We start from the raw sequence: 23,333 nt of genomic DNA on the forward strand, positions 1-23,333 counted from the left end.
ATGTCGTCAGGCGCAATATGGCGCAGACACGCGCAAGTTATACCGGATGTAATTCCGCCGTTGTCGCGTTATAGAAAGCGACAGAACTTGCGGGGGAAACGGAAATGCATGACGCGAAGGGCATGAATGGGCGGGTCGACTGGGTCGATATTGCCAAGGGTATCTGCATCATCTTCGTGGTCATGATGCATTCGACGCTGGGCGTGGAGAAAGCAGCCGGCGCCCAGGGCTGGATGCACTATGTGGTCGCCTTTGCCAAACCCTTCCGTATGCCGGATTTCTTTATGATATCAGGCTTGTTTCTCAGTCTTGTGATCGACCGGCCATGGCGGCGCTATCTTGACCGCAAGGTCGTGCATTTTCTCTATTTCTATATTCTGTGGCTGACGATCCAGTTTGCGTTCAAGGCGCCGGGCATTGCCAGCGAAGCCGGAGTTTCCGGTGTGGCGAACGCCTATCTGATGGCGTTCATCGAACCGTTCGGAACGCTCTGGTTCATCTATATCCTGCCTGTTTTCTTCATCGCGACACGGCTTTTGAAGCGCGTGCCGGTAGGCGTGACCTTTACGGCGCTGGCATTTCTCGAAATCCTGCCGATTCATACGGGTTGGATTATGGTCGACGAATTCTGCTCACGTTTCGTCTATTTCTATGCGGGCTATGCTTTTGCTCCCGCCATCTTCCGGGCTGCGGACTGGCTTCGACAGCGCCCGCTCATCGGTGTTGCCGGACTGCTGGTCTGGGGCCTGATCGAATACAAGCTCGTCTTCATGCCAGTGCCGGAAAGCCTTGCCGCGCTGATATCACCCGCAAGCGACCTTCTGGATGGGCGGGGCGCAATCAGCGATCTGCCGGTCGTTTCACTTCTCCTGGGTCTGGTGGGTGCGCTGGCAATCATTTCCATATCTTCGCTCCTCAGCCTGCTGTCGGCCAGAAACTGGCTGCATCGAGGCTTGAGCTGGCTCGGTGCGCATTCGATTGTCGTCTATCTGGCTTTCTTCCTGCCGATGGCCATTGCCCGCACAGCGCTGCTGAAACTTGGCATTGGCGATATCGGTACAGTCTCGCTCCTGACGACAGCCAGCGGTGTCATCGGTCCGGTCATTCTTTATGGCCTTATCCAGTGGAGCGGTTACGGACAGTTTCTGTTCCGCCGTCCCGGCTGGGCCTATATCGATCAGGTGCCGCAAAAGAAAACGGCGGCTACCGCCGCCGTTTGATCTCATCACGAATGGGCGAAAATGTCGTCCTCGGGCCAGCCCATCAGATCGAGTTCCGAGCGCGTTGGCAGGAACTTGAAGCAGGCTTCGGCCTGTTTCGCACGGCCATCGCGTTCCAGCCGCTGTTCGAGCACGGCTTTCAGACGGTGCAGATAGAGCACGTCGGAAGCCGCATATTCGAGCTGCGCAGCCGACAGTGTTTCCGCGGCCCAGTCCGATGATTGCTGCTGTTTGGAAATCGAAACGTCGAGAAGCTCGTTGCAAAGCTCTTTCAGGCCATGGCGGTCCGTATAGGTACGGGTCAGCTTCGATGCGATCTTGGTGCAGAACACAGGTTGCGGCATGGTGCCGAAAGCCTGCGCCAGCACGGCCAGATCGAAGCGGCCAAAATGAAAGATCTTGGTGATCGAGCGATCCTTCAGAAGCTTGACCAGATTGGGGGCCTTCTTCTGACCGGCTTCAATCTGAATCACGTCTGCCGTGCCGTCACCGGGCGAAATTTGCACCACGCAAAGCCGGTCGCGATGCGGGTTCAGGCCCAGCGTTTCGGTGTCGATGGCGACCGCATCGACCTGATAGTTGTCGAGGTTCGGCAGATCGTTCTTGTGAAAACGGATGGTCATTCAGTTATCCTTACTTCGCGGCGATTGCCGCCATAATACGTGCCCAAGAGCGTTGTCCCTTGTGGAAGGAGTTCAGCTCGTATTTTTCATTGGGCGAATGGATGCGGTCATCTTCGAGGCCAAAGCCCACGAGCAGCGATTCCATGCCGAGGAATTTGTCGAAGTCGCCGACAATCGGGATCGAGCCGCCCATGGCGATCAACACGGCTGGCTTCGGCCATTCGTCGGAAAGCGCATTCTTGGCCTTGGAAACAAGCGGTGAATCGTAGGGTAGCTGGATGGCTGGCGAGCCACCATGCGGATGGAACTCGACCGAACAATCGGCTGGCAGACGTTCCTTGACGAATGTGCGGAAGGCTTCGCGGATTTTGACCGGGTCCTGCTTGTGGACAAGACGGAACGAAACCTTGGCGGAAGCTTCCGCTGCAATGACGGTCTTGAAACCTTCGCCGGTATAGCCGCCGGTGATGCCGTTGACTTCAGCGGTCGGGCGCGCCCATGTCAGTTCCAGAACGCTGCGGCCTTTTTCGCCGGATGGAATGGACAGACCGATCGGACCGAGGAAGTTTTCAGCCGTGCGGCCAAGGCTTTCCCATGACTTCAGAATCTGCGTCGGTGTTTCTTCGACGCCCTCATAGAAATCGGGAACTGTCACGCGCCCGGTTTCGTCGTGCAGGTCGGCCAGAATTTTTGTCAGGACGTGGATCGGGTTTGCCGCAGCACCGCCGAAGAAGCCGGAATGGAGATCGCGATCGGCTGCCTTGATGACGATCTCCTCGCCGACGAGACCGCGCAAGCCCACGCTGATGGCAGGTGTTTCTGCGTCCCACATGGCCGTGTCGCAGACGAGTGCCACATCGGCCTTCAGCTCTTGCTTGTTGGCGTCGAGGAACGGCTTCAGCGATGGCGAGCCGGATTCCTCTTCACCTTCAAACAGGAGTGTCACCTTGACTGGCAGATTGCCATTGATCGCCTTGTAGGCGCGGCAGGCTTCCACAAAGGTCATGAGCTGGCCCTTGTCGTCGGACGTGCCGCGACCGGTCAGTATCTTGCGGCCATTACCCACGTCCTTGATAGCCGGATCGAAAGGATCGTTTTCCCAAAGATTTAGCGGATCGACCGGCTGCACGTCATAGTGACCATAGAACAGCACGTGCGGCGCATCCGGTGTCGCGCCTTCATGATGGGCAACCACCATCGGGTGGCCGGGCGTGTCGCGCACACTGGCATCGAAACCGATTGTCTTCAAATCTTCGACGAGCCATTCCGCAGCCTTGCGGCAATCGGCCTTGTAGGCCGGGTCGGTCGAAATCGACTTGATCCGCAAAAGATCGAACAGGCGATCGAGGCTCTGATCGAGATTGGCGTCGAGGTGGCTGAGTACTTTGTCGAGCGATTGCGCAGACGATTGCTGGGACATGGAAATTTCCTGACGAGTCGTAACGTAAACTGGCGGCACACTACAACCAGCGTCGTCAGGATGAAACCCGGTTTGGAAGAAAGAAGAGCCTCGATAAAATGAATTGGCCGTTACGGTGAGGGGGTACCGCAACGGCCATGTCACTACACTCAAAGCGGTAGCCCGGAGAGGGGAATGAGGCTACCGCTAGCATCCGGCATCCAACGGGGGACGGGTCAGAAAACCGGCGACCGACGAACTGTCGATGACTGAGATTTGGCCTTTCAACTGTGGCTATTCAAGGGCACGGAAGATTACAAATCTGTAACAAACGTGTTACCGCGACGTGATGGGTTTTCTTTCACGTGGACGGATGTTTCTCCTGACACGGGAGTGGTTTTCTTTAGGCGTCATTTCCTCTAATTCTAGCTTATGAAAAAAGGCGATCATCTCTTTCTCGTTGACGGCTCGGGCTATATTTTCCGCGCCTATCATGCCCTGCCACCGCTGACCCGCAAGACGGATGGTCTGCCGGTCGGCGCCGTCTCGGGCTTCTGCAACATGCTATGGAAGCTCTTGAAAGATGCGCGCAACACCGATGTGGGCGTGGTGCCGACCCATTTTGCGGTCATCTTCGATTATTCGTCGAAGACGTTCCGCAATGAAATCTATCCTGAATACAAGGCCAATCGCACCGCGCCGCCGGAAGATCTCATTCCTCAGTTCGGCCTCATCCGTCAGGCAACGCGCGCGTTCAATCTGCCCTGCATCGAGAAGGAAGGTTTCGAGGCTGACGACCTGATCGCGACCTATGCCCGTATTGCCGAGCAGGCTGGCGGCGATGTCACCATCGTTTCGTCCGACAAGGATCTCATGCAGCTCGTGACGCCAAGCGTATCGATGTATGACAGCATGAAGGACAAGCAGATTTCGATCCCGGAAGTGATCGAGAAATGGGGCGTTCCGCCGGAAAAGATGATCGACCTGCAATCGCTGACCGGCGACAGCACCGACAATGTTCCCGGCATTCCCGGCATCGGGCCGAAGACGGCGGCGCAATTGCTGGAAGAATTCGGCGATCTCGATACGCTTCTGGCCCGCGCTTCCGAAATCAAGCAGAACAAGCGTCGCGAGAACATTCTGGCGTTTGCCGACCAGACGAAGATTTCGCGCGAGCTGGTTACACTCAAGACCGACGTGCCGCTGGATGTCGATCTGGACAGTCTGGTGCTGGAGCCGCAGAACGGCCCGAAGCTGATCGGCTTCCTGAAGGCTATGGAATTCACTTCGCTCACTCGCCGGGTGGCCGAAGCGACTGACACCGACGCATCGGCTGTCGAGCCGTGCCATGTGGAGACAGACTGGGGCGCGGACGCCCATGGTCCCGATGTCGATGTTCCCGCCAAGGCTGATAATGCTGCGTCGCAACCGACATCCGCTGTCGCTGCCTCGGATCAGGGCTACACGCCGAAGGCGCTCGCAGAAAAGCGGGCGACAGAAGCAGCCGCACAGACAATCGATACGAGCGCTTATACCTGCATTCGCGATATCGCCACGCTGAAACTCTGGCTCGCAGAGGCGGTTGAAACCGGTGTTTTGGCCTTCGATACGGAAACGACGTCGCTTGATCCGATGCAGGCGGAGCTGGTTGGTTTTTCTCTGGCCTTGGCGCCGGGCAGAGCCGCTTATATTCCGCTCCAACACAAGTCTGGCGCCGGTGATCTTCTCGGCGGCGGCATGGTCGAAGGACAAATTCCGCTGGATGAGGCGCTGGCCGCTTTGAAGATCGTGCTTGAGGATGCTTCCGTTCTCAAGATCGCGCAGAACATGAAATATGACTGGCTGGTCATGCGCCGCCATGGGATCAATACAGTCTCGTTCGACGATACGATGCTGATTTCCTATGTGCTGGATGCTGGCACGGGTAGCCATGGCATGGACCCGTTGTCCGAGCGCTGGCTCCGTCATACGCCAATTCCCTATAAGGATGTGGCGGGAAGCGGCAAGAGCGCTGTCAGCTTCGACATGGTCGATCTCGACCGTGCCACGGCTTATGCGGCAGAAGACGCCGATGTGACCTTGCGCCTGTGGCAAGTTCTGAAACCGCGTCTTGCAGCTGAAGGGCTGATGTCGGTCTATGAGCGTCTGGAACGTCCGCTGGTCGATGTTTTGGCGCGCATGGAAGAACGCGGCATTGCCGTTGACCGCCAGGTACTGTCGCGTCTTTCCGGCGATCTGGCACAGGCTGCCGCTGCCTATGAAGACGAGATTTACGAACTGGCAGGTGAAAGATTCAATATCGGTTCGCCCAAGCAGCTTGGCGACATTCTGTTTGGCAAGATGAGCTTGTCGGGCGCGTCGAAGACCAAGACCGGTCAATGGTCCACGTCTGCGCAGGTGCTGGAAGACCTTGCTGCCGAAGGTCATCCGCTGCCGCGCAAGATCGTCGACTGGCGTCAGCTCACCAAGCTCAAATCCACCTATACCGATGCGCTGCCGGGGTTCATCAACCCGGAGACAAAGCGCGTTCATACGTCCTATGCGATGGCGTCCACTTCGACCGGACGTCTTTCGTCATCCGACCCGAACCTGCAAAATATTCCGGTGCGCACCGCAGAAGGCCGCAAGATCAGGACGGCCTTCATTGCCGAGCCCGGTAACAAGCTGGTTTCTGCCGATTACAGCCAGATCGAACTGCGCGTGCTGGCCCATGTGGCCGATATCGCGCAACTGAAGCAGGCCTTTGCCGACGGCATAGACATTCACGCCATGACGGCATCCGAAATGTTCGGCGTGCCGGTGGAAGGTATGCCGTCGGAAGTGCGCCGCCGTGCCAAAGCGATCAATTTCGGCATCATCTACGGCATTTCTGCATTCGGCCTCGCCAACCAGTTGTCGATTCCGCGCGAAGAAGCAGGGCAGTATATCCGCACCTATTTCGAGCGCTTCCCCGGCATCAAGGATTACATGGAGGCGACCAAAGCTTTCGCGCGCGAGAATGGCTATGTCGAAACGATTTTCGGGCGTCGTGCGCATTATCCCGATATCAGGGCATCCAACCCGCAGGTTCGTGCGTTCAATGAGCGCGCGGCCATCAATGCGCCGATACAGGGTTCCGCCGCCGACATTATCCGCCGCGCCATGATCCGCATGGAAGATGCGCTGGCGGAGCAAAATCTTGCCGCGCGCATGTTGTTGCAAGTGCACGATGAACTGATCTTCGAAGTGCCTGATAATGAAGTCGAAAAGACCATACCGGTCGTTCGTCACATTATGGAAAATGCGGCGATGCCTGCCGTCTCGCTTGCGGTGCCGCTGCATGTCGATGCGCGCGCAGCGCATAACTGGGATGAGGCGCATTAGAGCGCATTCCGAAAAGTGTGAAGCGGTTTTCGGGCCAAATGCGCGTCAAAAAGGACCAGAGCGGCGGTACGATTCAATCGGATCGAATTGCGCTCTGAGGTTTGGCCGGTTGACCTGAGCGGTCCAACCCTATAGGGAAGCATCAATTCTGTTGCTTCGGTGGTCGTCAGGGGAGTCGTGGACAAGTGGGTTCACGACCAATGGGTATACGGCTTGAGAAGCTTTTTTCGTGAAAGTGGTTCATGTCTTTGCCCGAAACCATCGCTCCGGCTCTGTCCGGAGCATTAGCCGCTCGCGGTTATAATACACTCACCGCCGTTCAAAACGCCGTTCTGGCGCCTGAAACGCTTGATGCCGATCTTCTCGTTTCCGCACAGACCGGATCGGGCAAGACGGTTGCTTTCGGCCTCGCAATGGCCAACACCATCCTCGAAGACGAGCTGCGTTTCAGCGATGCCGGTGCGCCGCTTGCCATGATCATCGCGCCGACGCGCGAACTGGCACTTCAGGTTCGCCGCGAGCTGGAATGGCTTTATGCCGATACCGGCGCGCGCATCGCATCCTGCGTCGGCGGCATGGATATCCGCACCGAGCGTCGCGCGCTGGAACGTGGCGCTCATATCGTTGTCGGTACGCCAGGACGTCTGCGCGATCATATTACCCGTGACGCTCTCGACATGTCGGAGCTGCGTGCTGTCGTTCTCGATGAAGCCGACGAAATGCTCGACATGGGCTTTCGCGAAGATCTCGAATTCATCCTCGGCGAAGCACCGGAAGACCGCCGCACGCTGATGTTCTCGGCAACCGTGCCGAAGCAGATTGCCCAGCTTGCCAAGCGCTTCCAGAACGATGCGCTTCGCCTCACCGTCCAGAGCGAAACCAGCCAGCACGCCGATATCGACTATGTCGCCATGCCGGTGCCGCCGCATGAGCGCGACCACGCGATCATCAATACGCTGCTCTATTACGATTCACAGAACTCGATCATTTTCTGCTCCACCCGCGAAGCGGTGAAGCATATGGCAAGCCGGCTTTCCAATCGCGGCTTTGCGGTGGTTGCGCTGTCGGGCGAACTGAGCCAGGCCGAACGCAACAACGCCTTGCAGGCAATGCGCGACGGTCGTGCCCGCGTCTGCGTGGCAACCGACGTTGCCGCGCGCGGCATCGATCTGCCCAATCTCGACCTCGTCATTCATGCCGATCTTCCGAACAATCCCGAGACGATGCTGCATCGTTCGGGGCGTACGGGTCGCGCCGGTCGCAAGGGCACCTGTGTGCTGGTTGTGCCGTTCTCGCGTCGCCGCACTGCAGAGCGCCTTCTGCATATGGCGAAGCTCGATGCGCAGACGGTTCCGGCACCAAGCATCGCTGCTGTTCAGGCCAAGACCAATGAGCGTATTTTGAATGCGGAAGTCTTCAACCAGCCGGTTGAAGAAGAATATCAGGATCTCCTGAAGGCGCTGACCGAGCGTTATACGCCGGAACAGATTGCCGCTGCTTTCCTCAACCGCGAAGTGGCTTCCTATCCGGCAGCGGAAGAAGTTTCCGATGCACCGGTGCATCCGGTTGGTGGCAAGAAACCCAGAGATCGTTTTGAAAAAGGCGAACGTTCTGACCGTGGCGACCGCTTCGAACGCGGCGAGCGTCGTGAGCGTGGCGAGCCGGGCGAACGTTTCGACCGCAATGCACACTTTGACGGCGTTTGGTTCTCGGTTTCTGCCGGTCGCAAGCATCGCGCTGATCCGAAGTGGCTGCTGCCGCTCATCTGCAAGGCGGGCGATGTTTCCAAGCGCGATGTCGGTTCGATCAAGATTTTCGACAATGAAACCCGCTTCGAAATCACGGCTTCGAAGGCCGATGAGTTCCGCCGTTCTGTCGAAGAACGCGGCACCGGTGAAAAGGGTCTTGTGATCCGCACTGCCGTTGCAGGTGCAGGCGGTGACGCTGCTCCGCGCGAAGGCAAGGGTGGTTTCAAACCACGCGGCGACAAGTCCAAGGAAGGCGGCTTCCGGGATGGCTACAAGAGCGACGGCTATAAAGGCGACCGCTCGAAAGGCGACAAGTGGGACAAGCCACGTGATTTCTCCCGTGGAGACGACTTCAAGAAAGATGGTTTCAAAAAGGGCGGTAAAAAGCCTGAAGGCGGCGGTTACAGCAAGAAGCGTCGCGGCGAGTAAATAACCACGATAAAAGAAAAGCCCGCTAAATAGCGGGCTTTTCTTTGGGTATTATAAAACCCCGAGAAGCTTTCCGGCTTTTCGGGGTTTGTGTTTTTTAAACGTCGAGATTGGCAACGCTCAGCGCGTTTTCCTGAATGAACTCGCGCCGCGGTTCCACGTCATCGCCCATCAAGCGCGAAAAGAGTGAATCAGCATCGGTCGCATCCGTCACCTTGACCTGCAGCAGCGAACGCACGTTCGGATCGAGCGTGGTTTCCCAAAGCTGTTCGGCGTTCATTTCGCCCAAGCCTTTGTAGCGCTGCAGGGTCAGGCCCTTGCGGCCCGTCGCAAAGATTGCGTCGAGCAGGCCCATCGGGCCGGAAAGTGTCTCCACCTTGTCCTTGCGGCGCAGCACAGGCGGCTCGGCAAAGACCTCTGACAGACGCGAAGCCACGCGGTCGATCTGACGAGCATCGGCAGAACCGAGCAATGCCATGTCGAGAATGGCAATGTCCTTCACGCCGCGCACCATGCGCTCAAAGCGATAGCCGCCATCTTCCGTCACATGTGCTTCCCAACCACGTTCGGTTTCTTCCGAGATCATGTCGAGACGCTTTGCAACAGTATCGGCGGAACGCTGTGCGGTTGCATTGTCCCTTGATGCATCCGGATGCAGGAGCCCCGCGATGGCAGCCTGCTCCACCACGCGACGGTCATAGCGCGTGTGAAGACCCGCCAGAAGCTGACGCATGGTGCGTGCATCTTCCACCACCGAACGCAAGTCAGGCCCGGCGCGAACTTCGCCGCTTGCCATTTCCAGCGTGGCTTCTTCAAGACCCGTCTCAATGAGGAAGTCTTCGAAGGCGGCCTCGTTCTTGATGTATTGCGAGGACTTGCCACGCGAGACCTTATAGAGCGGCGGCTGGGCGATATAGATATGGCCGCGCTCGATCAGTTCCGGCATCTGCCGGAAGAAGAAGGTTAGCAGCAATGTACGAATATGCGCGCCGTCGACGTCAGCATCGGTCATGATGATGATCTTGTGATAGCGCAGCTTGTCCGGGTTGAAACCGTGCGTTTCATCCTTGCCGATTGATGTGCCGAGCGCAGTAATCAGCGTGCCAACCTGATCGGATGAGATCATGCGGTCGAAGCGGACGCGTTCCACATTGAGGATTTTGCCGCGCAGCGGCAGGATGGCCTGGTTCTGGCGCGAACGACCGCTCTTTGCAGAGCCACCTGCCGAGTCACCTTCGACGATGAAGATTTCAGATTTGGCCGGATCGCGCTCCTGGCAGTCGGCGAGCTTGCCGGGCAGGGACGTCACGCTCAGATTGCTCTTGCGGGTGATGTCGCGCGCCTTGCGGGCAGCTTCACGGGCAGCGGCTGCCTGAATGACCTTTTCGACTACAATCTTGCCGCCAGCCGGATGTTCTTCCAGCCATGTCGAAAGCGCTTCATTGACGAGGCTTTCCACAACCGGGCGAACCTCCGAGGAAACCAGCTTGTCCTTGGTCTGCGACGAGAACTTCGGATCAGGAACCTTGACCGAAAGAACGGCGGTCAGGCCTTCGCGGCAGTCATCGCCGGTCAGCGTCACCTTTTCCTTTTTGGTCATGCCCGAAGCATCGGCATAGCCCGTCACCTGACGGGTCAGCGCGCCGCGAAAACCGGCCAGATGCGTGCCGCCATCGCGCTGCGGGATGTTGTTGGTGAAGCACAGCACCTTCTCGTGGTAGGAATCGTTCCACCACATGGCGACTTCAACCGTCATGCCATCTTTTTCGCTGCGGATATAAATCGGCTCTTCCAGAAGCGATTTCTTGCTCTGGTCGATATATTTCACGAATTCCACAAGCCCGCCGTCATAGTGCAACTCATGCTCGACCACGTCCGCATGGCGGCGGTCGGTGAGCTTGATGCGAACGCCGGAATTGAGGAAGGCGAGTTCGCGCAGGCGGCGCTCCAGCGTATCGAAATCGAATTCGACCATGCTGAAGGTATCGGGCGAGGGCAGGAAGCTGACTTCCGTACCCGTCTCCGCACCGGCATCACCGGTTACCACGAGCGGGGCATCGGCCACGCCATGGGTAAAGCTCATCTCATGAATCTTGCCGGCACGACGGATCTTCAGCTTCAGCCAGATCGACAGCGCGTTCACAACCGAAACGCCAACTCCGTGCAGACCACCGGAAACCTTGTAGGAATTCTGGTCGAACTTACCACCGGCGTGAAGCTGGGTCATGATGACCTCGGCCGCTGAAACGCCTTCTTCCTTATGGATGTCGGTCGGAATGCCACGACCATTATCGGTCACGGTGCAGGAGCCGTCCGGGTTGAGGGCGACGGTGACAAGCGTGGCATGTCCTGCCAGCGCTTCGTCGATCGCATTGTCCACGACCTCGTAGACCATATGATGCAGGCCGGAGCCGTCATCCGTGTCACCGATATACATGCCGGGACGCTTGCGAACAGCATCCAGGCCTTTCAGAACACGAATGGAATCCGCGCCATACTCGGCGGGGGCTTCGGAATTCATCTCGGGCATCTCGCTCATGAAAATCTTTCGAAAAACGCGCTGCGAATGCAGCTTCAAAGATATGTCGAATCACGCGACAAACATGGCTTTAATATAGGTGCTAAAGGCTTTTTTTCCAAATTTTGGCGGTAAATTTGCCGGGGATTCCGGCAGTTGGTTCATATGAGAACAGTACCGGCACCGCTTGGCTTCTGGAACCGCCACAATTGACGCTTATATCGGGTTTGACGGGGGCGTTCTCGACCTGTTTTATGACGAAAGGAACGCTTGATGGAAATTGCGAACGTCATGAGCGAAAGACCGGTTCCATTTGTGCCGCCCGCACCGCGCCCGCGCGAAAAGCCGGTGGGGCGTTTCGAGATGATGCGCGTCGTCTACAAGAACCCGCTCGAGCTTTGGGGTGAGCCTTCCTATAACGAGCGGTGGATTTCCGTCAGCTGGTTCGGCATGAAAACCATCATCGCCAATGATCCGGGGCTGATCCGCCATGTGCTGGTCGACAATGCAGCCAATTATCCCATGTCCGCCATTCGTCAGCGCGTGCTGCGCCCCTTGTTGCGCGACGGCCTGCTGACGGCTGAAGGCCAGGTGTGGAAGCGGTCGCGAAAAGCCATGGCGCCGGTTTTCACGCCGCGTCATATCGGTGGTTTTGCCGAGGCCATGCGGGACCGGTCGCTGCAGTTCGTTGAGCGATACAAGACCCCCGGTACGATTACCGATGTCGCCCATGACATGACGCTCCTGACCTATGATATTCTGGCGGAGACGCTGTTTTCCGGTGAGATCGCAGGCGATCCAAACGATTTCGCACATCAGATCGACAAGCTGTTCGAGACCATGGGGCGGGTCGATCCGTTCGACCTTCTGGGGCTGCCCGACTGGCTGCCGCGCCTCACGCGGTTGCGCGGACAGCAATCGCTGGGTTTCTTCCGCGAGCTGGTCTCAAACACCATCGCGCTGCGTAAAACGCGCATGGACAGGCAAGAAGACGTGCCGAGCGACTTCCTTACCCTGCTGTTGCGGGCCGAAGGACCAGACGGCCTGAGCCGCTCCGAGATTGAGGACAACATCATCACCTTCATTGGCGCCGGTCACGAGACAACCGCCCGAGCGCTTGGCTGGACGCTTTATCTGCTCGCCAAGGCACCGCAAGAGCGCGAACTCATCGAATTGGAAATCGACGGCTTTTTTGCAAAAGGCGGACGTGATCTGCCGCCGCAGGAATGGCTGGCATCGCTGCCTTTCGCACGTGCGGCCTTCGAGGAGGCTATGCGGCTATATCCGCCAGCGCCGTCGATCAATCGCGAGGCGGCGACCGACGATACATACGATGACTTGAAAATCCCGAAGGGCGCGACCGTGCTGGTTATGCCATGGGTCATTCATCGTCATAGGCTCTACTGGGATCAGCCGGACGCTTTCATGCCTGAACGCTTCTGGCCCGAAAACCGCGACAAGCTCGACCGCTTTCAATATTTGCCCTTCGGGGCAGGCCCGCGCGTCTGTATCGGCGCAAGCTTTGCCTTGCAGGAGGCTGTGATTGCACTCGCCATCCTGCTCGACGGTCGTCGTTTCGAGGTGCTGGAAACGACGAAGCCATGGCCCGTGCAGAAGCTCACTACTCAGCCGCAAGGTGGTCTACCGATGAAAGTGATGAAGCGCTGATTAGCTCTTAAGGCGTTCAGCGTGCCATTTCAGATGATCATCCATGAACGTCGAGATGAAGAAATATGAATGGTCATAGCCTTCACGCATATTGAGCGTGAGAGGAATGCCAGCCTTCTTGCAAGCCTCTTCCAGAAGCCACGGACGCAAGCCATCATCGAGAAAACCGTCTGCGGTACCCTGATCGACCAGAAATTCCGGGAACCGATAGCCGTCTTCGATGAGCAGGGTGGCGTCATAGGCGCGCCAAGCCCGTTCTTCCGGTCCGAGATATTTTTCCAGTGCCGGTCTGGACCAGCCTGCAGTAGAAGGTTGGACGATGGGTGCAAAGGCGGATGCTGACTTGAAGCGGTCCGGGTTCTTGAGCGCAATTGTCAGCGCACCATGTCCGCCCATGGAATGGCCGGTGATCGCCTGTCGCGACATATCGAGCGGGAACTCGCGTCCCACCAGATCGGTCAGTTCTTGGGTGATGTAGCTATACATCTGATAGTTTTTGGCAAATGGCTCCTGCGTGGCATCGACGTAGAAACCAGCACCTTTGCCGAACTGCCAGTTGTCCGGCTCATCCGGAATGTCATCGCCCCGCGGGCTTGTATCTGGGCAAATGACGGCAATTCCCAACTTTGCGGCCATTTGCCGATATTCGCCCTTGTCCATGACATTCTGATGCGTGCAGGTAAGGCCGGAAAAATACCAGAGTACCGGTACCGGACCGCCTTTTGCCTGCGGCGGCAGGAAGACGGCAAAGGTCATGTCGCACTGGTTCGTCTCGCTTTTGTGGCGATAGACGCCTTGCATCCCGGCGAAGCTCTTTGCGGTCGAAATGGTTTCCATAGAGAATTCCCAGTTGTGTTCAGCTTCCGAGCGCCACTGCGACATTGACAGACGCGGCGACCAGCACGGTGTTGAAGAAGAAGGAGACGATGCTGTGCAGCAGCGTGACCTTGCGCATCGCAGGCGTCGTCACACTCGTATCGGAGGTTTGCGCCGTCATGCCGATGACATAGGCGAAATAGGCAAAATCCCAGCCGGAAGGTTCCGATGTTCCGGGAAATTCAAAGCCACCGCGATAACGGCTGGCATGGCTGGTATCGTCGCCAGCCGGTTCGCCCGGCTGCCAGTATACGTGTGCATAATGCAAGGCCGTCATCATATGAATGGTGAACCAGCCGAGTGGGACAGACGCAAGTGTCATGACCAGTGAGAATGTATCGGCCTTTGTTTCGCTGTTGATGAGAAGGAACAGCGAGACGATTGCGACGAGAACGGTCGCGAAAGTCACCAGAAAGATGATCCAGACAGGTTCGTCAGCACTTGCGGCGTGCTTTTTCAAAAAGCTGACCGTGAGCTTTGGCAAGGCAGACGCCGCCAGCCCCAGATAGAGCACGAAGAAGCAGTTTGCACCGATGACCGGGGCAAGAGGGCTTTTGAAAAGCCAGGCAATGATGAATGTTGTTACGCCACCAAGAGCGCCAAGATAGAACGACATATGGCGGCGCAGCAGAAACATCAGGCTGCTACTTCCTTTGGATCTAACCGCATATCGACATGCGGTATACCATCTTCTAGATACTCTTCAGAAATAGCCACGAAGCCGAACGAACCATAGAATTTCTGCAAATGGCTCTGTCCGCCAAGTTCGACCGCTATGCCCTGAAAACGGGCATGAGCGAAATCGATTGCCTCTTTCATCAGGCGCTGGCCAAGCTTGTAACCGCGATAATCCGGCGCCACGACGACGCGTCCGATTTTCACCGGCTTGCCAGCTTGTTCAGGCGGCAGAACTCGCAGCGATGCTGCAAGTTCCTCGCCGTCGAGAATGCGCAGGTGAAACGCCTCGAAATCCTTGCCGTCGATTTCCGGATAAGGGCATTTCTGCTCCACCACGAAAACGTCCACGCGCAGCTTCAGCATCGCATAAAGCGCGCGCGGGCTCAGATTGTCGAGTTCATCCCATTGGGAAACGAGAAGCTTTTCACTCATCAGTAGACAATCACCGAACGGATGGACTTGCCTTCATGCATCAGATCGAAAGCCGTGTTGATTTCATCAAGCGGCATGGTGTGGGTGATAAGATCGTCGATGTTGATCTTGCCGTCCATGTACCAGTCAACAATTTTCGGCACATCCGTGCGACCGCGTGCGCCGCCGAATGCGGTGCCTTTCCAGACGCGGCCTGTGACCAGCTGGAACGGACGCGTGGCAATTTCCTTGCCCGCTTCCGCCACACCGATGATGATCGATTCACCCCAGCCACGATGGCAACATTCCAGCGCCTGACGCATGACGTCGGTATTGCCGGTGGCGTCGAAGGAATAGTCCGCGCCGCCGTCGGTCAGGTCCTGAATGGCCTGTACCACCTTGTCATTGCCGATCTCGCGCGGGTTGATGAAGTCGGTCATGCCGAATTTCTTGGCCATCTCGACCTTGGATGGATTGATGTCCACGCCGATGATCTTGTCCGCACCGACCATGCGGGCACCCTGAATGACGTTGAGACCGATACCGCCCAGACCGAACACCACGACATTGGAACCGGGACGAACTTTTGCCGTGTAGATCACCGCGCCAATGCCGGTGGTGACGCCGCAGCCGATATAGCAGATCTTGTCGAATGGCGCGTCTTCACGCACCTTGGCGACGGCGATTTCCGGCAGGACGGTGAAGTTCGAGAAGGTCGAGCAGCCCATATAATGAAACACTTCGCCGCCATCGCAGGAAAAGCGCGTGGTCCTGTCAGGCATCAGGCCCTGGCCTTGCGTGGCACGGATCGAGGTGCAGAGGTTCGAGCGCTGCGACAGGCAGGTTTTGCACTGGCGGCATTCCGGCGTGTAAAGCGGGATCACATGATCGCCCGGCTTGACCGAGGTCACGCCTGCGCCCACTTCGCGAACAATGCCCGCGCCTTCATGGCCAAGGATCGCCGGGAATTTGCCTTCGGAATCGAGACCCGAAAGGGTGTAGGCATCTGTATGGCAAACGCCCGTCGCCATGATTTCGACCAGCACTTCGCCAGCCCGTGGACCGCCAATCTCGACTGTTTCGATGGTGAGCGGCTTTTTCGCCTCCCACGCAACGGCTGCGCGTGATTTCATGACGATGTTTCTCCCTTTCAGTCTATCTTAGAGCAACGCACTCATTTGAGGTAGGTGCGTAGAATCCGCATGATTTCGTCGATTTGTGTATCGGGATCAGCTTTGGTTTCCTGTCCAAATGTCTCACGGAAGTGACTTTCCAGCACTTCCGCCATCAACCCGTTGGCCGCACCGCGCAGTGCTGCAATCTGCTGCAACAATGCCGCGCATTCCGTGCCAGCCTCCACCGCGCGCTCCAGCGCTTCGGCCTGTCCGCGAATGCGGCGCAGGCGAGTCAAGGCGCGCTTCTTGTCTTCCGGTGAATGCGGCATGGAAACTCCCGATATCAGCGAAATCTATATACTCTAGGGGAGTATGTCAATTGTTGGTCGCCAGCCGCAGATGCAGGAGTGGATAGGGGCGTCCCTGGTCGTCTGTCTCTGAACGTCCGGTTTCGATAAAACCCATATGCCGGTAAAAGCCGACACCCTGCAGGTTCTGCTCGTTCACATCGACTGTCAGCGGACTGCCGAGCGTTTTTGCATGCGCTATCATCTGTTTGCCGATGCCTTTGCCGCGCTGATCAGGTGCGATGAACAGGCTGTCGATATGACGCTCGCTCATGCCCATGAAGCCGACCGGCTTGCCAGCGTCTTCAATAAGCCAGACTTCGACGTTCGGCAGATATTGCTCGGCCACCAGCTTTTCGATTTCCAGAAAATCATCGCGGCTCAGGAAGTCATGCGTAGCGAGAACGCTGGCGCGCCAGATTTCGGTCAACGCGGGTGCATCGGCCTTGTTCGATTTTCGAATATGGATCATGTGCGTTCCCTGTGTGATAAGCACGAAAGCGGAAGCCTTATCTGACGGAAATTATTTTGACGAGCCTGCCTGATCTTCCTGTGACACGAATTCTGCCTCAGCTGGATGAGGCATTGGCGCATCATGCGAGCGCAGTCCTTGTCGCGCCGCCCGGTGCGGGCAAGACGACACTGGTACCTATTCATATGCTGAACGCGGACTGGCGCAAGGATGGCACGATCGTGCTGCTTGAACCGCGTCGTCTGGCGGCACGTGCAGCTGCTCGCCGCATGGCGCAGCTCCTGGGCGAGGAACCGGGTGAAACGGTCGGCTACCGGATGCGCCTTGAAAGCAAGGTATCAGGGAAAACCAGGATCCTCGTCGTTACTGAGGGCGTCTTTGCGCGCATGATCCTGGACGATCCAGACCTCAAGGGTGTCGCCGCAGTCCTGTTTGATGAGTTCCATGAACGCAGTCTCGATGCGGATTTTGGACTGGCGCTGGCGCTGGATGTGCAGGCAGCCTTGCGTGACGACCTCAAAATTATTGTCATGTCGGCAACACTGGATGGCGCTCGCGTGGCTCAACTGTTGGGCGATGCGCCGGTGATCGAAAGTGAGGGGCGCGCTTATCCCGTCGATATTCGCTATCGCGATCGCAAAGCGGATGAACGGGTCGAGGACGCGATGGTGCGTACGATCCGTGATGCGCTGGCAAATGAAACCGGCAGTATCCTCGCCTTCCTGCCGGGGCAGGGCGAGATTGAGCGCACGGCAGGCATTCTGGAAAAATTACTGCCTGCCAATATCATTCTGGCACCGCTTTACGGTGCAATGGAAGGCCGCGATCAGGATGCGGCAATCAAGCCTGCACCGGCAGGCCACCGTAAGGTGGTGCTGGCGACCTCGATTGCTGAAACCTCCATCACGATTGATGGCGTGCGCGTGGTGATTGATAGCGGGCTTGCACGCCAGCCGAAATATGAACCGGCCACCGGCCTCACCCGGCTTGAAACCGTGCGGACTTCGCGTGCGAGCGCCGATCAACGTGCCGGCCGTGCGGGTCGTACCGAGCCGGGCATTGCCATTCGCCTCTGGCATCAGGGGCAGACGGCGTCGCTCCCCGCTTTTTCACCACCGGAAATTCTCGAAGCTGATTTGTCGGGCCTTGTGCTGGATGCGGCTGCGTGGGGTGTGACCGATCCGGCAATATTATCGCTGCTCGACAAACCGCCGGCACCTGCGCTCAAAGAAGCCAAGGCGCTGCTTATGCGGCTCGGTGCGCTGGATGAAGCGGGACGATTGACGCCCGACGGTGAAGCCATGCGCTCTTTGGCCCTGCCTGCACGTCTGGCACATATGGTTGCAGAAGCTGGCAAGCGCGGCGAGGTGCAAAAGGCTGCTGAACTCGCTGTTTTGTTGACCGAACGCGGCCTTGGCGGCAATGAAACCGACCTTGATACGCGCATGTCGCGGTTCCGCAATGACCGATCAGATCGTGCACAGCGTGCAAAAGGGCTGGCACGGCGGCTTGCAGCAAATGTCCCAAACAAGGGTGAGGTGGCAGGCTCAAGCGTAGGTCGTATGCTCATTGATGCTTATCCGGACCGCATAGCCAAGGCTCGCGGGCAGATGGGGCAGTTTCTTCTGGCCAATGGACGTGGCGGCGAGGTCGATCCCGCTATCAGCCTCAGCAGGGCGCCATGGCTTGTGGTTGCCGATATGTCTGGAAGAGCGGGCCGCGCCCGCATTCTTTCTGCCGCGGAAGTTTCGGAAACCGAAATCCGCGCAGCCCTTGGTAACAGGATCGAAAGTGGACGACAGGTCGTCTATGACGCGGAAAAGAACGCCCTGCGGGCTCGTGAAGCTGTGCGCATTGGTGCGATTGCTCTGTCGGAAAAGCCGCTGGCTGCTCCTTCAGGCGCGATTGCCGATGAAGGTGTGATCGCTGCCGTGCGCGAGCATGGGCTTGATATTCTTCCCTGGGGCAAGGAGGCTGAAATCCTACGCCGTCGCCTTGGCTGGCTCAATCGCGGGCTTGGCGATCCATGGCCGTCGATGGATGATGACAATCTCATCGAGCGTCTAGATGACTGGCTTTTGCCGTTTCTGACCGGCGAGGCACAGCTCGACCGCATTCCGACGCATGTGCTAAAAAATGGATTGATGAGCCTTGTGCCGTTTGACCTGCAGCGTAGTGTCGACCAGCTTGCGCCGACGCATTTCGAAGTGCCGACCGGATCGAATATTCCGATCCGCTATGACGCCGAAGAGCCGGTGATCGCAGTTCGTGTCCAGGAGCTTTTCGGGCTTGGAAGTCACCCGGCCATCGCCAACGGCAAAGTACCGCTTTTGCTGGAATTGCTTTCGCCAGCCCACCGCCCGATCCAGATCACCCGTGATCTTCCCGGTTTCTGGAAGGGATCATGGGCCGATGTGCGTTCCGACATGCGCGGACGCTACCCGAAGCATGTCTGGCCGGAAGACCCGGCCAATGCGGAAGCGACGCGTCGCGCCAAGCCACGCGGAACCTGATTCCAACCTGCGACCGGATAACGCAGTTCCGCTTGCGTTGAGACCCGACCTTGTCTCATAAGGAGCGAGTAGAGGGACTCATGCACGCAGAATTCGAGAATCGCGCTTCCAATCTTTCGCGCCGCCCGCGCCTGACCACGTTGATACGTGTGCGTTGGCTGGCCATTGCCGGCCAGACCGCCGCCGTCATGTTCGTGGCGCTCTATCTGCAATTTCCTTTTGCAGTCGGCATCTGTTTTGCTCTGATCGCCTGTTCAGCATGGCTCAACCTTTATCTGGCCTTCCGCTTTCCGACCAACCACCGGCTCAATCCGGCGGCGGCAAGCCTGGTTCTGGCGTTCGACGTTCTGCAACTGGCAGGTCTTCTCTATCTCACTGGCGGGCTGCAGAATCCTTTCATCATTTTGATGATCGTGCCCGTCATTATCTCGGCGACGTCGCTTTCGGCTCGTCATACGCTGGTACTCGCCTTGCTGGTGGTTGCCTGTACGTCGGTGCTTACCATCAGGCACGAACCGCTGCCCTGGTATCCGGGCGAAACGCTGGACCTGCCGTTTCTGTTCGTCATCGGCATCTGGTGCGCCATTATTTCGGCGCTCGGATTCACTGGCGTTTACGCCTATCGTATCGCCGAGGAAGCGCGTCAGCTGGGCGATGCATTGAGCGCTGCCGAACTTATTCTCCAGCGTGAACAGCATCTGTCGGCGCTGGACGGACTGGCTGCCGCAGCCGCCCATGAATTGGGTACACCGCTGGCAACGATTGCACTGGTGGTAAAGGAAATGCAGCGCGCCCGCACCACCGATCCGGGCCTTGCCGAAGACATCGCCTTGCTCCATTCCCAGACCCAGCGCTGCCGTGAAATTCTTCAGCGGCTGACCAGTCTTTCCTCGGAGGGCGAGGAACACATGTCGCGCCTGCCGCTCTCATCGCTTATCGAAGAGGTGATTGCGCCGCACCGCAACTTCGGTATCACGATTGACGTGCAGAAGACGGAAGGTCCGAAACCGGAACCCGTCACCCGGCGCAATCCCGGCCTTCTCTACGGTCTCGGCAATCTGGTGGAAAATGCCGTCGATTTTGCGCGAGGTACGGTCAACGTAACCTGGGGCTGGACCGACGGTAATGTGAGCGTGACCATTCAGGATGATGGCGAGGGGTTCAAACCGGAAATCCTCGACCGTATCGGCGAGCCCTATATGACGAGTCGCGACAATACGCGGAACGGCGGCGGACTCGGCCTTGGTCTGTTCATCGCCAAGACTTTGCTGGAACGTTCAGGCGCGCATATCACCTTCCGCAATCGCAACAATCCCGGACAGGGCGCAGAAGTGAAGGTGGTGTGGCCGCGTTCAGCATTCACATCAGGCTGAAGAAGGATGCAGCATGACGATTCCGCTTGAAATCCAGAGGGCGACGGAGGAGTTCGACAAGTTTCTCCATATGGCTCGGGATGAGGCAGGGCTCGCTACACGCAATCAGGCCTATACGATGGTGGAAGCTGTGCTGCTCACCTTCCGCCACCGGTTGGAGGTCGATCAAGCGATTCGCTTTGCCACGATATTGCCACCCGTTCTTCGTGCGGTTTTTGTAGCAAACTGGGATATTGGCGAAATTAAACGGCCATTTCAGAACCGACAAGTCTTGACCGGTGAAGTGCAATCTCTGCGCAAAGATCATAATTTTGCACCGGATTCAGCTATTTACGATGTTGCCAAGGCGCTGCGTGCGCATATCGATCAAGTGGAGCTCGACAGCTTTTTGGCTGGGCTATCCGCCGAGGCTCGGCAATATTGGGCCATCTGAGCAAAGGACTGCGGCTTACGCACGATTTTGCTATCAATTCCTTGTGTCCATTTTTAAAAATATTCTGAAAATACAATGGCTTGCATTGTTCCTGCGTATGGGCGAATGCTGAAATTGCTTCAACAATTCAATGGCTATTTGACTTTTTGACGCAGGGGTATCAATAAGGAAAGAAAAATACAGGCAGGAAGCACCCGATGGACGACTTGAAGCAGGAAGACACCGAAGCCATAGGCAACGATCCGACCCTCCTTCTGGTTGATGACGACAAACCCTTTTTGCAGCGCCTTGCCCGCGCCATGGAGAGCCGGGGTTTTCAGGTGACAATTGCGGAATCGGTTGAGGAAGGCATTGCTGCCGCCAAGGCCGCCGCCCCGGCCTATGCGGTCGTGGATATGCGGCTCGGGGATGGAAACGGCCTCGACATCATAGAAGCTATTCGCTCGCGCCGTGCCGATACGCGCGCCATCGTTCTCACCGGATACGGCAATATCGCAACTGCTGTGAACGCTGTTAAGCTCGGCGCAATCGACTATCTGTCGAAGCCTGCCGATGCGGATGAGGTCTTCGCAGCATTGACCCGCCGTCCCGGCGAAAAGGTTGCGCCGCCGGAGAATCCGATGTCTGCCGACCGGGTTCGGTGGGAACATATCCAGCGCGTCTATGAAATGTGCGAACGCAATGTCTCCGAGACCGCACGTCGTCTCAACATGCATCGCCGTACATTGCAGCGCATTCTGGCCAAACGCGCGCCTCGTTAATTTGGACAGCTAAATCAATCTATTTCTGTCTCGGGCACGTCGAGACCCGCAAGTTCGGCGATTGTCAGGCGGGCGGCGCCCGCCCGCGCAAAGCGCAGCATCAACGCCTTTCGCGTTGCGCCGGGCAATTTATGCTCTGGCGCATCACGCATAATTTCCGCCCCATATCCATCAGAGAGAATGAAGCCGCATTCTTGCGGAAATATTTCGCGCGGCACCGCCGGATGAGTGGCGAAGAACAGCCGGTCGCAGTAAGCGCGATATTCGGGCCATTTGTGATCTGCCTTCCAATCCTCGATCGACGATTTGATCTCCACGATCCAGATTTCACCCTTGCGGTTGACCGCAATCAGGTCGGCGCGCCTGCCGGATGCCAGCGGCAGTTCAGGCAATGTTGCAAGCCCCATTTCCAGAAAAAGACGCTGCACGCCACGCCGCACCAGCATGGCGTTCTCCGACTGTCGGCCGTCGGAAAGAGGATGGGTCTGGTTGGGAATCACGATTGGCATGGGCGCATTTTGTGCGTGGATTCAGATCGAAACAATCGGAAAACTGGGACGAGCCGTACGAAAACCGCGCTACCAAGGCAAACATGGCCAAAAAATGTCTTATTCAAGGAATTTTCAATTTACGGTTAACGCCTGGTTAACAATACTACCGCATCTTCGACATGAATGAGCGATTCGCTTCTATCTCCGGCCCATCGTGGTCCCATTGACGGAATGAACCAATCTGGGGGAATGCATGAATTCTCGCGTCCTTAAACTGACGACGGCTCTTTTTCTGGCAGGTGCATTGGCAGGCTGCTCGACCGTAGGCGGCACTTTCTATACTGCCTCCTATTCTTCGGTCACCGACGCCGGCTATGTCGTCCCGGCCATCCCGAGCGAAAAGATCCAGGCGCAATATCGCCGCCAGATCGTCAAATATCCAACGGACGAAGCCCCCGGCACGATCATCGTCGATACGCGGGAAAAGTTCCTCTATCTCATTATGCCGGAAGGCAAGGCCATGCGTTACGGCATTGGTGTTGGTCGTGAAGGATTTGAATGGTCCGGTACGGCGCGCGTCGCCATGAAGCGGGAATGGCCGACCTGGACGCCGCCTTCCGCCATGATCAAGCGCCAACCGGAACTGGCAAAATATCGCAACGGCATGGACCCCGGCCTGCGCAACCCACTCGGTGCGCGCGCTCTATATCTCTACAATAAGGGTGGCGACACGGGCTATCGTCTGCACGGAACGCCGGAATGGTGGTCCATCGGCAAGGCAATGTCTTCCGGCTGCATCCGCCTCATGAATCAGGACATCATGGATCTTTACGACCGCACCGAACAGGGTGCCAAGGTCATCGTGAAGCAATAAGTCCAGATGATGACAGATATG

General features: G+C 57.4%; 19 protein-coding genes. 9 read left to right on the plus strand and 10 right to left on the minus strand.

What is annotated here, in order from left to right:
• Positions 1-104 precede the first annotated feature (104 nt).
• Positions 105-1,220 carry an acyltransferase family protein gene (locus tag OHI65_RS10235; RefSeq protein WP_125300533.1) on the plus strand — a complete coding sequence of 372 codons (1,116 nt, stop codon included), beginning with the start codon at positions 105-107 and terminating at the stop codon, positions 1,218-1,220.
• Positions 1,221-1,225: 5 nt separating this feature from the next.
• Here OHI65_RS10235 and OHI65_RS10240 read toward each other — a convergent pair whose 3' ends face one another.
• Together OHI65_RS10240 and OHI65_RS10245 are read right to left on the minus strand one after the other, a co-directional pair.
• Positions 1,226-1,843, minus strand: a complete 618-nt coding sequence (locus OHI65_RS10240; protein ID WP_011982348.1) for a ribonuclease D — start codon at positions 1,841-1,843, stop codon at positions 1,226-1,228.
• A gap of 10 nt (positions 1,844-1,853) precedes the next feature.
• On the minus strand, positions 1,854-3,263 hold the full coding sequence (locus OHI65_RS10245) for a dipeptidase (protein ID WP_125300534.1): 1,410 nt from the start codon (positions 3,261-3,263) through the stop codon (positions 1,854-1,856).
• 411 nt (positions 3,264-3,674) lie between these two features.
• Here OHI65_RS10245 and polA point away from each other — a divergent pair, with 411 nt between their 5' ends.
• The gene (gene polA, locus OHI65_RS10250; protein WP_125300535.1) at positions 3,675-6,605 is read left to right on the plus strand and encodes a DNA polymerase I; all 2,931 of its coding nucleotides are present in this window, start codon (positions 3,675-3,677) and stop codon (positions 6,603-6,605) included.
• A 242-nt stretch (positions 6,606-6,847) separates the two neighbouring features.
• On the plus strand, positions 6,848-8,782 hold the full coding sequence (locus OHI65_RS10255; RefSeq protein WP_010657974.1) for a DEAD/DEAH box helicase: 1,935 nt from the start codon (positions 6,848-6,850) through the stop codon (positions 8,780-8,782).
• Positions 8,783-8,879: 97 nt separating this feature from the next.
• Here the strand turns inward: OHI65_RS10255 and gyrB are convergent, their stop codons facing one another.
• Positions 8,880-11,321: a DNA topoisomerase (ATP-hydrolyzing) subunit B gene (gene gyrB, locus OHI65_RS10260; RefSeq protein ID WP_125300536.1), complete on the minus strand. Its 2,442-nt coding sequence runs from the start codon at positions 11,319-11,321 to the stop codon at positions 8,880-8,882.
• Positions 11,322-11,573: 252 nt separating this feature from the next.
• On the opposite strand from gyrB, the gene OHI65_RS10265 reads away from it, so the two are divergent.
• Positions 11,574-12,968 carry a cytochrome P450 gene (locus OHI65_RS10265; protein ID WP_185757977.1) on the plus strand — a complete coding sequence of 465 codons (1,395 nt, stop codon included), beginning with the start codon at positions 11,574-11,576 and terminating at the stop codon, positions 12,966-12,968.
• Here OHI65_RS10265 and fghA read toward each other — a convergent pair whose 3' ends face one another.
• The 6 genes from fghA to OHI65_RS10295 are packed head-to-tail and all read right to left on the minus strand — an operon-like array spanning position 12,969 to position 16,867.
• Positions 12,969-13,805 (minus strand): S-formylglutathione hydrolase, encoded by an 837-nt coding sequence (gene fghA, locus OHI65_RS10270; RefSeq protein WP_125300537.1) that lies wholly within the window; start codon positions 13,803-13,805, stop codon positions 12,969-12,971.
• A gap of 19 nt (positions 13,806-13,824) precedes the next feature.
• A complete protein-coding gene (locus tag OHI65_RS10275; protein ID WP_125300538.1) occupies positions 13,825-14,481 on the minus strand; it encodes a DUF1345 domain-containing protein in 657 nt (218 codons plus the stop codon).
• Positions 14,481-14,954, minus strand: a complete 474-nt coding sequence (locus OHI65_RS10280; RefSeq protein WP_264358816.1) for a GNAT family N-acetyltransferase — start codon at positions 14,952-14,954, stop codon at positions 14,481-14,483. The genes OHI65_RS10275 and OHI65_RS10280 overlap by 1 nt, the downstream gene beginning before the upstream one ends.
• A complete protein-coding gene (locus OHI65_RS10285) occupies positions 14,954-16,066 on the minus strand; it encodes an S-(hydroxymethyl)glutathione dehydrogenase/class III alcohol dehydrogenase (protein ID WP_125300540.1) in 1,113 nt (370 codons plus the stop codon). Before OHI65_RS10285 ends, OHI65_RS10280 begins: the two co-directional genes overlap by 1 nt.
• A gap of 41 nt (positions 16,067-16,107) precedes the next feature.
• Positions 16,108-16,377, minus strand: a complete 270-nt coding sequence (locus OHI65_RS10290) for a metal/formaldehyde-sensitive transcriptional repressor (protein WP_010657981.1) — start codon at positions 16,375-16,377, stop codon at positions 16,108-16,110.
• A gap of 46 nt (positions 16,378-16,423) precedes the next feature.
• Positions 16,424-16,867, minus strand: a complete 444-nt coding sequence (locus tag OHI65_RS10295; RefSeq protein ID WP_125300541.1) for an acetyltransferase — start codon at positions 16,865-16,867, stop codon at positions 16,424-16,426.
• A 56-nt stretch (positions 16,868-16,923) separates the two neighbouring features.
• On the opposite strand from OHI65_RS10295, the gene hrpB reads away from it, so the two are divergent.
• The 4 genes from hrpB (at position 16,924) to regA (ending at position 21,947) form a co-directional block, all read left to right on the plus strand.
• Positions 16,924-19,380, plus strand: a complete 2,457-nt coding sequence (gene hrpB, locus OHI65_RS10300) for an ATP-dependent helicase HrpB (protein ID WP_125300542.1) — start codon at positions 16,924-16,926, stop codon at positions 19,378-19,380.
• 80 nt (positions 19,381-19,460) lie between these two features.
• Positions 19,461-20,753, plus strand: a complete 1,293-nt coding sequence (locus OHI65_RS10305) for an ActS/PrrB/RegB family redox-sensitive histidine kinase (protein WP_010657984.1) — start codon at positions 19,461-19,463, stop codon at positions 20,751-20,753.
• Positions 20,754-20,766: 13 nt separating this feature from the next.
• Entirely contained in the window at positions 20,767-21,186 is a 420-nt protein-coding gene (locus OHI65_RS10310) for a DUF2267 domain-containing protein (protein WP_125300543.1), read from the plus strand.
• 197 nt (positions 21,187-21,383) lie between these two features.
• Entirely contained in the window at positions 21,384-21,947 is a 564-nt protein-coding gene (gene regA, locus OHI65_RS10315; protein ID WP_125300544.1) for a global response regulator transcription factor RegA, read from the plus strand.
• Between the two features lie 14 nt (positions 21,948-21,961).
• Here regA and OHI65_RS10320 read toward each other — a convergent pair whose 3' ends face one another.
• Complete coding sequence (locus tag OHI65_RS10320; protein ID WP_071632905.1) at positions 21,962-22,456, minus strand: MmcB family DNA repair protein; 495 nt, start codon at positions 22,454-22,456, stop codon at positions 21,962-21,964.
• Between the two features lie 235 nt (positions 22,457-22,691).
• Between OHI65_RS10320 and OHI65_RS10325 the strand changes: the two genes are divergently transcribed.
• The gene (locus tag OHI65_RS10325) at positions 22,692-23,312 is read left to right on the plus strand and encodes a L,D-transpeptidase (protein ID WP_010657987.1); all 621 of its coding nucleotides are present in this window, start codon (positions 22,692-22,694) and stop codon (positions 23,310-23,312) included.
• Positions 23,313-23,333 lie beyond the last annotated feature (21 nt).

This window comes from Brucella sp. MAB-22, assembly GCF_025908475.1.
GTDB classification, from domain to species: domain Bacteria; phylum Pseudomonadota; class Alphaproteobacteria; order Rhizobiales; family Rhizobiaceae; genus Brucella; species Brucella anthropi.

Excerpts from the sequence above, each read along its gene's own strand:
- OHI65_RS10235 (WP_125300533.1), top strand. The coding sequence starts at position 105 with ATGCATGACGCGAAGGGCATGAATGGGCGGGTCGACTGGGTCGATATT.
- OHI65_RS10240 (WP_011982348.1), bottom strand. The coding sequence starts at position 1,843 with ATGACCATCCGTTTTCACAAGAACGATCTGCCGAACCTCGACAACTAT.
- OHI65_RS10245 (WP_125300534.1), bottom strand. The coding sequence starts at position 3,263 with ATGTCCCAGCAATCGTCTGCGCAATCGCTCGACAAAGTACTCAGCCAC.
- polA (WP_125300535.1), top strand. The coding sequence starts at position 3,675 with ATGAAAAAAGGCGATCATCTCTTTCTCGTTGACGGCTCGGGCTATATT.
- OHI65_RS10255 (WP_010657974.1), top strand. The coding sequence starts at position 6,848 with ATGTCTTTGCCCGAAACCATCGCTCCGGCTCTGTCCGGAGCATTAGCC.
- gyrB (WP_125300536.1), bottom strand. The coding sequence starts at position 11,321 with ATGAGCGAGATGCCCGAGATGAATTCCGAAGCCCCCGCCGAGTATGGC.
- OHI65_RS10265 (WP_185757977.1), top strand. The coding sequence starts at position 11,574 with ATGGAAATTGCGAACGTCATGAGCGAAAGACCGGTTCCATTTGTGCCG.
- fghA (WP_125300537.1), bottom strand. The coding sequence starts at position 13,805 with ATGGAAACCATTTCGACCGCAAAGAGCTTCGCCGGGATGCAAGGCGTC.
- OHI65_RS10275 (WP_125300538.1), bottom strand. The coding sequence starts at position 14,481 with ATGTTTCTGCTGCGCCGCCATATGTCGTTCTATCTTGGCGCTCTTGGT.
- OHI65_RS10280 (WP_264358816.1), bottom strand. The coding sequence starts at position 14,954 with ATGAGTGAAAAGCTTCTCGTTTCCCAATGGGATGAACTCGACAATCTG.
- OHI65_RS10285 (WP_125300540.1), bottom strand. The coding sequence starts at position 16,066 with ATGAAATCACGCGCAGCCGTTGCGTGGGAGGCGAAAAAGCCGCTCACC.
- OHI65_RS10290 (WP_010657981.1), bottom strand. The coding sequence starts at position 16,377 with ATGCCGCATTCACCGGAAGACAAGAAGCGCGCCTTGACTCGCCTGCGC.
- OHI65_RS10295 (WP_125300541.1), bottom strand. The coding sequence starts at position 16,867 with ATGATCCATATTCGAAAATCGAACAAGGCCGATGCACCCGCGTTGACC.
- OHI65_RS10305 (WP_010657984.1), top strand. The coding sequence starts at position 19,461 with ATGCACGCAGAATTCGAGAATCGCGCTTCCAATCTTTCGCGCCGCCCG.
- OHI65_RS10310 (WP_125300543.1), top strand. The coding sequence starts at position 20,767 with ATGACGATTCCGCTTGAAATCCAGAGGGCGACGGAGGAGTTCGACAAG.
- regA (WP_125300544.1), top strand. The coding sequence starts at position 21,384 with ATGGACGACTTGAAGCAGGAAGACACCGAAGCCATAGGCAACGATCCG.
- OHI65_RS10320 (WP_071632905.1), bottom strand. The coding sequence starts at position 22,456 with ATGCCAATCGTGATTCCCAACCAGACCCATCCTCTTTCCGACGGCCGA.
- OHI65_RS10325 (WP_010657987.1), top strand. The coding sequence starts at position 22,692 with ATGAATTCTCGCGTCCTTAAACTGACGACGGCTCTTTTTCTGGCAGGT.